This window comes from Nocardioides pakistanensis, from assembly GCF_054781215.1.
In genome coordinates, this window is sequence record NZ_BAAGUV010000066.1 from 52,042 (window position 1) to 63,394 (window position 11,353).

Consider the following 11,353-nt stretch of genomic DNA (forward strand, 5'->3'; position numbering starts at 1 on the left):
GATGACCGACGAGACCACGACCGAGACGGTCAAGGAGCGCTACAGCCACGCCCTGATGAACACCTTCGGTCCGCCGAAGCTGGTGCTCACCCGCGGCGAGGGCGCCCGGGTCTGGGACGCCGACGGCAAGGAGCACCTCGACCTGCTCGGCGGCATCGCCGTCAACGCCCTCGGACACGCACACCCCGCCCTGGTCACCGCCGTCAGCGAGCAGCTGGCCACCCTCGGGCACGTCTCGAACTTCTTCGCCACCGAGCCGCAGGTCACCCTCGCCGAGCGGCTGCTCGACCTCCTGGGCGTGGAGGGCAAGGTCTTCTTCGCCAACTCCGGCACCGAGGCCAACGAGGCGGCGTTCAAGCTGACCCGCCGCACCGGCCGGACCAGGATCGTCGCCGCCGAGGGAGCCTTCCACGGGCGCACGATGGGCGCTCTGGCGCTGACCGCCAAGGCGGCCTATCGGGAGCCCTTCGAGCCGCTCCCCGGTGAGGTGACCTTCGTGCCCTACGGCGACGCGGACGCGCTCGCCGCGGCAGTCACCGACGAGACCGCCGCGGTGGTGCTCGAGCCGATCCAGGGCGAGGCGGGCGTGGTCGTGCCCCCGGAGGGCTACCTCCGGGCAGCGCGGGAGATCACCAGCGCCCACGGCGCCCTGCTCTGGTTCGACGAGGTGCAGACCGGCATGGGTCGCACCGGGGCCTGGTTCGCCCACACCGCCGGCGGGGTGGTCCCCGACGTGGTCACCCTGGCCAAGGGCCTCGCCGGCGGCATCCCGATCGGCGCCTGCATCGCCGTCGGCGAGCACGGCTCGCTCCTGCAGCCCGGCAACCACGGCACCACCTTCGGCGGCAACCCGGTCGCGGCGGCGGCCGCGCTCGCGGTGATCGACACCATCGAGAAGGACGACCTCCTCGGCAACGCGCAGCGGGTCGGGGGACACCTCGCCGAGAAGCTGCGGGACCCGCGGGTGAGCGAGATCCGTCAGGTCGGGCTGCTGATCGGGCTCGACCTCACCGCCCCCGTGGCGGCGAAGGCGACCGCGGTCGCGCTGCGCCACGGGTTCATCATCAACGACTGCGCGCCCGACCGGGTGCGGCTCGCACCGCCTCTGGTGCTGACCGAGGCGCAGGCCGATGCGTTCGCAGCGGCGTGGCCGGCGATCCTCGACGAGGCGTTCGCGGGGGAGGCCTCATGACCCGGCACTTCCTGCGCGACGACGACCTGACCCCCGCGGCCCAGGCCGAGGTGCTGGCACTCGCGGCACGGCTGAAGGCCGACCGGTTCGCAGCCCGTCCGCTGGAGGGGCCCCGCACGGTCGCCGTGCTCTTCGACAAGCCCACGCTGCGCACGCAGGCGTCGTTCACCTCGGGCATCGCCGAGCTCGGCGGCTTCCCGATGATCATCGACGCGCGGCTCGCCCAGGTCGGCACCCGCGAGTCGGTCGCCGACACCGCCCGGGTGCTCGGCCGGCAGGCCACGGCGGTCGTGTGGCGCACCTTCCACCAGCGGGACCTGGAGGAGATGGCGGAGTACGCCGGCGTGCCGGTGGTCAACGCCCTCACCGACGCCTTCCACCCCTGCCAGGTCCTCGCGGACCTGCTCACCGTCACCGAGCACCTCGGCGACCTCGCCGGGCGCCGGCTGGTGTTCCTCGGCGACGCCGCCTCCAACATGGCGCACTCCTACCTCCTGGGCGGCGCGACGGCCGGCATGCACGTGGTGGTCAGCGGTCCCGCCGGGTTCGAACCCGATGCGGCCGTGCTGGCGCGGGCCCAGGAGATCGCCGCCGGCACGGGCGGCTCGGCGACGTACGACCCGGACCCGACCGGTGCGGTGGCCGGCGCCGACGTCGTCGCCACCGACACCTGGGTGTCGATGGGCAAGGAGGCCGAGGCCGAGCAGCGGATGGAGCCGTTCCGTCCCTACTCGCTCACCGCGGACCTGCTCGGCAAGGCGGCCGGGCACGCGATCGTGCTGCACTGCCTGCCCGCCTACCGGGGCAAGGAGATCAGCGCCGAGGTGATCGACGGCCCGCAGAGCGTCGTCTGGGACGAGGCCGAGAACCGTCTCCACGCGCAGAAGGCGGTGCTGACCTGGCTGCTCGACGAGGGCGAGGTGCCGTCGTGACCGGCCCCGGCGCGATGCCGATGACCAAGGGTGCCCGCCAGCAGCGGATCGTCGAGCTGCTGAGCAGGCACCAGGTGCGCTCGCAGACCGAGCTCGCCGAGCTGCTCGCGCAGTCCGGGGTCAGCGTCACCCAGGCCACGTTGTCCCGTGATCTCGTCGAGCTCGACGCGGTCAAGGTGCGTGTGCCCGGCGGGGCCCTCGTGTACGCCGTACCCGCCGAGGGCGGTGACCGCACCCCCCGTCCCGGCGGCGACCCCGCGGCGGCCGAGGCCAGGCTGGCGCGGCTGCTCGCCGAGCTGATGGTCTCCGCGGACGCCTCGGCCAACATGGCCCTGCTGCGCACGCCGCCGGGAGCGGCGCAGTTCCTCGCCTCGGCCTTCGACAAGGCCGACCTGCCCGGGATCCTCGGCACCGTCGCCGGCGACGACACCGTCCTGGTGATCAGCCGCGACCCCGACGGCGGTGCGGTGCTCGCCGAGAGGCTGATCGCCCTCGCCAACCAGCCCCATGCCAGCTCCACCCCAACCCAGAAGGAAGACCACACGTGAGCAAGGTCCTGACCTCCCTGCCCGTCGGCGAACGCGTCGGCATCGCCTTCTCCGGGGGCCTCGACACCTCGGTCGCCGTGGCCTGGATGCGGGAGAAGGGTGCGGTGCCCTGCACGTACACCGCCGACATCGGGCAGTACGACGAGCCGGACATCTCCGGGGTGCCCGACCGGGCCACCGAGTACGGCGCCGAGATCGCCCGCGCGGTCGACTGCCGGCTGCCGCTGGTCGAGGAGGGGTTCGCCGCGATCGCCTGCGGTGCCTTCCACATCCGCTCCGGCGGTCGGGCCTACTTCAACACCACGCCGCTGGGACGCGCGGTCACCGGCACGATGCTGGTCCGGGCGATGCACGAGGACGGCGTCGACATCTGGGGCGACGGCTCGACGTTCAAGGGCAACGACATCGAGCGGTTCTACCGCTACGGCCTGCTGGCCAACCCGCAGCTGCGCATCTACAAGCCCTGGCTCGACGCGGACTTCGTGCACGAGCTCGGCGGGCGCACCGAGATGAGCCAGTGGCTCACCGAGCGCGGCCTGCCGTACCGCGACAGCCAGGAGAAGGCCTACTCCACCGACGCCAACATCTGGGGCGCCACCCACGAGGCGAAGACGCTGGAGCACCTCGACACCTCGCTCGAGGTGGTCGAGCCGATCATGGGCGTGAAGTTCTGGGACCCGTCGGTCGAGATCGAGACCGAGGACGTCACCGTCGCCTTCGAGGAGGGCCGCCCGGTCGCGATCAACGGGGTGAAGTACGACGACCCCGTCGCGCTCGTCCGCGAGGCCAACGCCATCGGTGGCCGCCACGGGCTGGGCATGTCCGACCAGATCGAGAACCGGATCATCGAGGCGAAGTCCCGCGGCATCTACGAGGCGCCCGGCATGGCGCTGCTGTGGATCGTCTACGAGCGCCTGCTCAACGCCATCCACAACGAGGACACCCTCGCCAGCTATGCGCTCAACGGCCGCCGACTGGGCCGGCTGCTCTACGAGGGTCGCTGGCTGGACCCGCAGGCGCTGATGCTGCGCGAGTCGATCCAGCGCTGGGTCGCCTCGGTCGTGACGGGGGAGGTCACCCTGCGGCTGCGTCGGGGTGAGGACTACACCGTGCTCGACACCGACGGCCCGGCGTTCTCCTACCACCCCGACAAGCTGTCCATGGAGCGCACCGAGAACGCCGCGTTCGGCCCGCTGGACCGGATCGGGCAGCTGACCATGCGCAACCTCGACATCGCCGACTCCCGCTCCAAGCTCGAGCTGTACGCCGCGCAGCCGCTCGACCAGGGCCAGGTGCTCGTCGAGAACGGCACCCTGTTCGGCGAGCTCCCGGCCGGCGGGTACGACAAGATCACCGAGAACCCCGTGGCACCCGGCGAGCTCGACGAGGAGGCCCTCGACCACGCCGCCATGGAGTCCGGCACCGACTGACCCGAGGAAGACGTGAGCGAGAACCCGAAGACCAACACCGGCGCCCTGTGGGGCGGACGGTTCGCCGACGGCCCGTCGGACGCCCTGGCGGCACTGTCGAAGTCGACGCACTTCGACTGGCGCCTGGCGCCCTACGACCTCGCCGGGTCGAAGGCGCACGCCCGGGTGCTGCACCGGGCCGGACTGCTCTCCGACGCCGACCTGGACGGGCTGCTGACCGGGCTCGACTCACTGGCCGCCAAGGTCGAGTCGGGCGAGGTCGCGCCCGCGGCCTCCGACGAGGACGTGCACGGCGCCCTCGAGCGGCTGCTGATCGAGGAGGTCGGCGCCGGCCTGGGTGGACGGCTCCGCGCCGGCCGGTCCCGCAACGACCAGGTGGCCACGCTGTTCAAGGTGTTCCTGCGCGACCACGCCCGCGTCGTGACGACGCTGGTGCTCGACCTGGTCGAGGCGATCGCCGAGCAGGCCGAGCGGCACCTCGGTGCGCCGATGCCCGGGCGCACGCACCTCCAGCACGCCCAGCCGGTGCTGCTCTCGCACCACCTGCTCGCGCACGCCTGGCCGTTGCTGCGCGACGTGTCCCGGATCCGCGACTGGGACGGGCGGGTGGCCGCGGACTCGCCGTACGGCTCCGGCGCGCTGGCCGGCTCCTCGCTCGGCCTCGACCCGCAGCAGGTGGCTCGTGAGCTGGGCTTCACCGACTCCAGTGCCAACTCCATCGACGGGACCGCCTCGCGTGACTTCGTGGCCGAGCTGGCGTTCGTGCTCGCCATGATCGGCGTCGACGTCTCCCGGCAGGCCGAGGAGGTGATCATCTGGGCGACCAAGGAGTTCGGCTTCGTCGAGCTCGACGACGCGTACTCCACCGGGTCGAGCATCATGCCGCAGAAGAAGAACCCCGACATCGCCGAGCTCGCCCGGGGCAAGGCCGGCCGCCTGATCGGCAACCTGTCCGGGCTGCTGGCCACGCTCAAGGCGCTTCCGCTGGCGTACAACCGCGACCTCCAGGAGGACAAGGAGCCGGTCTTCGACTCCGTCGACACCCTCGAGGTGCTTCTCCCCGCGTTCACCGGGATGGTGGCCACCCTGCGGTTCCGGACCGACCGGATGGCCGAGCTGGCTCCCCAGGGCTTCTCGCTCGCCACCGACGTGGCCGAGTGGCTGGTGCGCGAGGGCGTGCCGTTCCGGGTCGCCCACGAGGTCGCCGGTGCGTGCGTACGCCGCTGCGAAGAACTCGGCTGCGAGCTCGACGAGCTCACCGACGCGCAGTTCGTGGAGATCTCCCCGCACCTGACTCCGGGCGTGCGCGAGGTGCTCACCGTCGAGGGCTCCATCGCCTCGCGCGCGTCGCGCGGTGGCACGGCCACCGAGCGCGTCACCGAGCAGCTCGCCGAGCTGAGGGCGACAGTCGCCGGACACCGTGCCTGGCTCGGCTGAGGCGCTCGCCGGGCCGGTCCTCGAGGTCGCCCCGTCGCTGCTGGGAGCGGTGCTGCGCCACGAGACCGACGAGGGTGCCGTCGCGGTCCGGCTCACCGAGGTCGAGGCGTACGCCGGGGAGCAGGACCCGGGCTCGCACGCCTACCGGGGCCTGACCCGCCGCAACGCGGTGATGTTCGGCCCGCCCGGCCACCTCTACGTCTACTTCACCTACGGCATGCACTACTGCTGCAACGTGGTGGTCGGTGAGGCCGGGCACGCCTCGGCCGTGCTGCTTCGCGCCGGTGAGGTGGTCGAGGGGATCGAGCTGGCACGGAGCCGCCGCCGCAACGGACCGGACCGGGACCTGGCCCGGGGGCCGGCCCGGCTGTGCCAGGCACTGGGGATCGACCTGAGCCACAACGGCGCGCACCTGCTCGCCGACTCGGCTCTGCGGCTGCGGCTCCCTCCGGAGCCGGCACCGTCCGGCAGCATCAGCACCGGCCCTCGCGTGGGTCTGCGCCACGCCGCGGACCATCCCTGGAGGTTCTGGCTGACCGGGGAGCAGACGGTGTCTGCCTACCGCCCCGCGAAGAAGCTCCGGCGGACCTAGCCTGGAGGTATGGGCAGCCAGCTGCTCGTCCTCGCCGGGGACGTCATGACCGGTCGTGGGGTCGACCAGATCCTCCGGAACCCGGGGTCTCCGCGACTGCACGAGGAGTACGTCCGGGACGCCCGTTCCTACGTCGAGCTGGCGGAGCGGGTCAACGGACCGGTGCCGCGCGAGGCCGACCCCACCTGGCCGTGGGGCGACGCCCTCGAGACGATGGCCGCCGCGGGCTCGTCGGTCCGGGTGATGAACCTCGAGACCAGCGTGACCCGCAGCGACGACCTCGCCCCCGACAAGGCGGTGCGCTACCGGATGAACCCGGCGAACGTCGAGTGCCTGCAGGTCGCCGGCGTCGACGTGTGGACGTTGGCCAACAACCACGTGCTGGACCACGGGACGGCGGGGCTCCTCGAGACCTTGGAGACGCTGGCCGGCGCGGGGCTCCGGAGCGCCGGCGCCGGCCGCGACGTGACGCAGGCATGGGCCCCGGCGGTCGTCGAGCACGGTCCCGGTCGGGTGCTCGTGCTGTCGGTCGGCCACGCATCGAGCGGTGTCCCCGAGGACTGGGCGGCCGGCGGGGCGCAGCCCGGCGTGGCCCTCCTGCCTGACCTCTCCGAGGCCACCGCGGTTCGGGTCGCCGAGGCGTTCGACCGGGTGGCTGGAGCGGGGGATCTGCGCGTCGTGTCGGTGCACTGGGGGAGCAACTGGGGGTTCCGCGTCCCGGAGGCACACCGCCGGTTCGCGCACCTGCTGGTCGACGCCGGCGTGCACGTCGTACACGGGCACTCCTCGCACCATCCGAGGCCGGTCGAGGTCTACCGCGGCCGGCTGATCCTCTACGGCTGTGGTGACCTGGTCGACGACTACGAGGGGATCACCGGCTACGAGGGCTTCCGCGACGATCTCCGGCTGCTCCACCTGGCCCGGATCGACCACGACTCCGGTGCCCTGCTCGGCCTGGAGATGGTGCCGTTCCAGGCACGCCGGCTGCGGCTGTGGCGTGCCGGCGCGCGCGTCGTCGCCTGGCTGGCACAGACCCTGGGGGAGTCCTGCGAGCGCTTCGGCACCTCGGTGGGGGTCCGCGACGACACGCTGCACCTCGAGCTCTGACCCCGGCCGCCACCTGTGCCGGGCGGCGGGACCATCGGCCCATGCCGTTGCCGCCGGGGGCTCCTAGCGTGGGACTGCGGGGGCATCTTGGAGGTGACCATCGTGTCCACAACCGATGTCTCGATCATCGAGGAGAGCGCGCAGAAGACCCGCCGGTGGCTCGACGAGCTGGCCGAGGAGCTGGGACGGCCCGGTGACCAGCGCTACGCCCTGCGCGTGCTCCGCGGCTTCCTCCACACCTTGAGGGACCGTCTCCCGGTGCCGGAGACGGCTGCGCTCGGCGCCCAGCTGCCCGAGTTCCTGCGCGGGGTGTTCTACGAGGGATGGCGGCCGAGCGCGACGCCGCAGCGGTGCCACGACCTCGACACCTTCCTGGCACGGGTCGCGACGGACGCGAGGCTCGCCGGTGAGACCGAGGCGGCCTACTCGGTCGAGGCGGCGGCCCGGGTCCTGCGCCGGCACATCGGCGACGGCGAGCTGGCGCACGTCAGTGCCGTGCTGCCGCGCCCCCTCGCAGCCATGCTCAACGGATCCACCAAGGGAGGCATCGATGACCACGCGTAGAGGGACCGTCCCCGCAGCCGACGTCGAGGCGCAGGTCCGCGGGCCGGTCGCGCAGAACGACGTCGACTACGCGATCGCCAAGGTTGACCACGTCACGGGCTACGCGAACCATCCGGTCCTGGCCGCCCGCGTGGTGCTGACCCTCGCGCAGGACCCGGCGCTGGAGCGCCCCGCCCGCGCCGAGGCGTCGCTCGACGTCAACGGCACCCAGGTCCGTGCACACGCCATCGCCTCGGACATGAAGGGCGCCACCGACCTGCTCGAGGAGAAGCTGCGCAAGAACCTCGTGCAGTTCCAGGACCGCGAGCGCACCCGGCACCGCTGGATCGGTGAGGCGACCGAGCACCAGTGGCGCCACGGCGACCTGCCCACGGTGCGGGAGGCACACTTCCCCCGTCGACCGGAGGACCGGGAGATCGTGCGGCGCAAGACGTTCGCGCTGGCCGCGATGACCCCGGACGAGGCGGCCTACGAGATGGGTCTGCTCGGGCACGACTTCTACCTCTTCACCGACAGCGAGACGGGCCGGGACGCCGTCGTGTACGTCGACGGCGACGGGCGGTTCGGGCTGCGCGGCGAGGCGGTGTCCAGCGCCGAGAGCGCCGCCCTGGTCGAGATGACCGGCTCCGGCCCGACCCTGACGGAGAACGAGGCGGTCACCCGGCTCGGCCTCAGCGGTGAGCCGTTCGTGTTCTTCGTCGACCCCGACACCGGGCGCGGCCGGGTGCTCTACATCCGCTACGACGGGCACTACGGGCTGATCACCGCCGCCTGAGCAACGGTCGGTGGCACAGGTCCGAGGGGTGGTCGCGGCGGGGCCGGATGCTCCGTCGCCGGCCGCGATGAGGCAGGCTAGTTCTCGACGAGTACGGCGGCCGCGCGGTCGCCGTACGCCAGGAGAGAAGCGAAAGGCCCCGAGTTGTCCTCTGACCTGCACATCCTCGACGAGCTCGAGTGGCGTGGACTCATCGCGCACTCGACCGACCTCGACGCACTGCGCGCCGAGCTGGACGAGGGCATGGTCAAGCTCTATTGCGGGTTCGACCCCACCGCACCCAGCCTGCACATGGGCAACCTGCTGCAGATCCTGACGCTGCGGCGCTTCCAGGACGCCGGCCACAAGCCCTACGGCCTCGTCGGCGGTGCCACCGGGATGATCGGTGACCCCAAGGAGACGGGGGAGAGGCAGATGAACAGCCTCGACACCGTCAAGCAGTGGAGCGCCAACGTGCGCTCCCAGCTCGAGCGGTTCCTGGCCTTCGAGGGGAGCAACGCCGCCCAGGTCGTCAACAACTACGACTGGACAGGGGGGCTCTCCACGATCGAGTTCCTGCGCGACATCGGCAAGCACTTCCCCGTGAACAAGATGCTCGCCCGCGAGGTGGTCAAGAGCCGGCTCGAGGTCGGCATCAGCTACACCGAGTTCAGCTACGTCCTGCTCCAGTCGATGGACTACCTGAACCTGCACCGCGACTTCGGGGTCTCCCTGCAGACCGGTGGCAGCGACCAGTGGGGCAACATCACCGCGGGCGTGGACCTGATCCGGCGGGTCGAGGGCGCGCGCGTCAACGCCCTCGCGACGCCGCTGGTCACCAAGGCCGACGGCACGAAGTTCGGCAAGACCGAGTCAGGGACGGTTTGGCTCGACGCGTCGATGACGTCGCCGTACGCCTTCTACCAGTTCTGGCTCAACAGCGACGACCGGGACGTCATCGACCTGCTCAAGTACTACACCTTCCGCAGTCGCGAGGAGATCGAGGAGCTCGCGGCCCAGACCCGGGAGAAACCGTTCCTGCGAGCCGCCCAGCGGGCACTCGCCGACGACGTGACGACCCTGGTGCACGGCGTCGAGGAGACCGAGCGCATCAAGGCCGCGTCCGCGGCGCTGTTCGGCGGCGGCGACCTCGGGGAGCTCGGCGTGGAGACCCTCGGTGCTGCGCTGCGCGAGGCCGGCGTCGTCCAGGTCAAGCGGGTCGACGGGATCCCGACGATCACCGACCTGCTGGTCGAGTCGGGGCTGGCGGCGAGCAAGGGGGCAGCCCGGCGCACCATCGGCGAAGGCGGGGCCTACCTGAACAACCGCCGTGTCGAGGACCCCGAGCTCGTGCCGGGCGACGACGACCTGATCGGCGGCACCTGGCTGGTGCTGAGGCGGGGCAAGAAGCACCTGGCGGGTGTCGAGGTCGCCGAGGCCTGAGGAGGACGCGATGCAGGAGCGGTGGGCCGAACAGCTCGAGGAGCTCGCTCGTGGTGTGTTGCCCGAGCCGGTACACCGCTACATCCGGCAGGGCGCCCGCGACGGGGTGAGCGCGGCCGAGGCCGTGGCCTCCTGGGAGCGGTTCCGGTTCCTGCCCACCGTGCTGCGCGATGTGACCGAGGTCGACTGTTCGACCGAGCTGCTCGGCACCCCGGTCCGCTCGCCGTTGGCCATCGCACCGACGACGATGCAGCGCGCCGCGCACCGTGACGGCGAGGTCGCGATGGCTCGAGCTGCGGCCGCGGCCGACACGCTTCTGGTGCTCTCGAGCAACGCCGGCACCACGTTCGAGGACGTGGCCGCCACCGGGGTGAGCTGGTGGGTCCAGATGTACGTGCCCTCCGACCGGCTGGTGTGCCGACCTTTGCTGGACCGAGCCGTCGAGGCCGGAGCCTCTGCGATCGTCCTCACCGCGGACACGCCCGTGGTGGGCACCAAGTACGACGACGGCCAGGAGACCGTCTGGGACATCGCCCGCTCCGGCTGGCTGCGCGCGAACTTCGCCGAGGGGTACGGCGAGCTCCCGGGGCACGAGAAGGCGATGGACCTCGGACCCCAGGACATCGACTGGTTGCGCAAGACCACCGGGCTCCCCGTGGTGGTCAAGGGGGTCCTCCGGCCCAACGACGCCCGGCGGTGTGTCGACGCCGGCGCTGCGGCGGTGTGGGTGTCCAACCACGGAGGTCGGCAGCTCGACCGCGCGGCGGCTCCGGCCGACTGCCTCGCCGACGTGGTCGCGGCGGTCGGAGACGACGCGGAGGTGTACGTCGACGGGGGAGTCCGCAACGGGCGGCACGCCCTCACGGCGATGGCGCTGGGCGCACGGGGTGTCTTCCTCGGCAGGCCGCCGCTCTGGGCGCTCGCCGTGGACGGCGCTCACGGCGTCAGCCGGCTCCTGGACGAGCTCGCCGAGGAGCTCGTCGAAGCCATGCGCCTGGCCGGCTGCAACCACGTCGGGGCGGTCACCGAAGACCTCGTCCGGCGAGCGTGATCGGGCCCACCAGACCAGGATTTGCGTTGCTGCCAAGGGATACGTAATGTTCTTCCTGTCGCCGAGAGCGGCGGGACGCAAGGCCAGAAGGTCGGGCGCCCGGCTCCGGAGACCACTCCCTCTGACACACACCTTCTCGGGTGGTTCACGAGCGCGCCTCGAGCGCGACGAAGCCGGCCGGGAAGCTGTGGACGGGAGATCGGAGCGGGTCAGGCCGAGTTGATCGGCCGGATCGGATCCGGTAAGTTTGGTCAGGTTGCCCCAGGCCGAGGCTCCGTGTGATGCGGGGTTGAGGGTGGTGCG

At 71.9% G+C, this 11,353-nt stretch carries 11 protein-coding genes; all 11 read left to right on the forward strand.

Annotated features, from left to right (window positions below; translation table 11 throughout):
- Window position 1 precedes the first annotated feature (1 nt).
- Window positions 2-1,192: an acetylornithine transaminase gene (locus tag ACYVIH_RS19685; protein ID WP_460871238.1), complete on the forward strand. Its 1,191-nt coding sequence runs from the start codon at window positions 2-4 to the stop codon at window positions 1,190-1,192.
- The gene (gene argF / locus ACYVIH_RS19690) at window positions 1,189-2,124 is read left to right on the forward strand and encodes an ornithine carbamoyltransferase (protein ID WP_460871239.1); all 936 of its coding nucleotides are present in this window, start codon (window positions 1,189-1,191) and stop codon (window positions 2,122-2,124) included. Before ACYVIH_RS19685 ends, argF begins: the two co-directional genes overlap by 4 nt.
- The gene (locus ACYVIH_RS19695) at window positions 2,121-2,672 is read left to right on the forward strand and encodes an arginine repressor (protein ID WP_460871240.1); all 552 of its coding nucleotides are present in this window, start codon (window positions 2,121-2,123) and stop codon (window positions 2,670-2,672) included. Before argF ends, ACYVIH_RS19695 begins: the two co-directional genes overlap by 4 nt.
- Window positions 2,669-4,102 carry an argininosuccinate synthase gene (argG, locus tag ACYVIH_RS19700; protein WP_460871241.1) on the forward strand — a complete coding sequence of 478 codons (1,434 nt, stop codon included), beginning with the start codon at window positions 2,669-2,671 and terminating at the stop codon, window positions 4,100-4,102. Before ACYVIH_RS19695 ends, argG begins: the two co-directional genes overlap by 4 nt.
- A 12-nt stretch (window positions 4,103-4,114) precedes the next feature.
- Window positions 4,115-5,539 (forward strand): argininosuccinate lyase, encoded by a 1,425-nt coding sequence (gene argH / locus ACYVIH_RS19705; protein WP_460871242.1) that lies wholly within the window; start codon window positions 4,115-4,117, stop codon window positions 5,537-5,539.
- Entirely contained in the window at window positions 5,523-6,131 is a 609-nt protein-coding gene (locus tag ACYVIH_RS19710) for a DNA-3-methyladenine glycosylase (protein WP_460871243.1), read from the forward strand. The genes argH and ACYVIH_RS19710 overlap by 17 nt, the downstream gene beginning before the upstream one ends.
- 9 nt (window positions 6,132-6,140) lie before the next feature.
- Window positions 6,141-7,238, forward strand: a complete 1,098-nt coding sequence (locus tag ACYVIH_RS19715) for a CapA family protein (protein ID WP_460871244.1) — start codon at window positions 6,141-6,143, stop codon at window positions 7,236-7,238.
- 102 nt (window positions 7,239-7,340) lie between these two features.
- Entirely contained in the window at window positions 7,341-7,802 is a 462-nt protein-coding gene (locus tag ACYVIH_RS19720; RefSeq protein WP_460871245.1) for a DUF2267 domain-containing protein, read from the forward strand.
- Entirely contained in the window at window positions 7,789-8,577 is a 789-nt protein-coding gene (locus tag ACYVIH_RS19725) for a ribosome hibernation promotion factor (RefSeq protein ID WP_460871246.1), read from the forward strand. Before ACYVIH_RS19720 ends, ACYVIH_RS19725 begins: the two co-directional genes overlap by 14 nt.
- Before the next feature lie 144 nt (window positions 8,578-8,721).
- A complete protein-coding gene (gene tyrS / locus ACYVIH_RS19730; RefSeq protein ID WP_460871247.1) occupies window positions 8,722-9,999 on the forward strand; it encodes a tyrosine--tRNA ligase in 1,278 nt (425 codons plus the stop codon).
- A 10-nt stretch (window positions 10,000-10,009) separates the two neighbouring features.
- Complete coding sequence (locus ACYVIH_RS19735) at window positions 10,010-11,050, forward strand: alpha-hydroxy acid oxidase (protein ID WP_460871248.1); 1,041 nt, start codon at window positions 10,010-10,012, stop codon at window positions 11,048-11,050.
- Window positions 11,051-11,353: the final 303 nt, after the last annotated feature.

Coding starts and splice junctions, on each gene's coding strand:
- argF (WP_460871239.1), top strand. CDS start 1,189: ATGACCCGGCACTTCCTGCGCGACGACGACCTGACCCCCGCGGCCCAG.
- ACYVIH_RS19735 (WP_460871248.1), top strand. CDS start 10,010: ATGCAGGAGCGGTGGGCCGAACAGCTCGAGGAGCTCGCTCGTGGTGTG.
- ACYVIH_RS19715 (WP_460871244.1), top strand. CDS start 6,141: ATGGGCAGCCAGCTGCTCGTCCTCGCCGGGGACGTCATGACCGGTCGT.
- ACYVIH_RS19685 (WP_460871238.1), top strand. CDS start 2: ATGACCGACGAGACCACGACCGAGACGGTCAAGGAGCGCTACAGCCAC.
- ACYVIH_RS19725 (WP_460871246.1), top strand. CDS start 7,789: ATGACCACGCGTAGAGGGACCGTCCCCGCAGCCGACGTCGAGGCGCAG.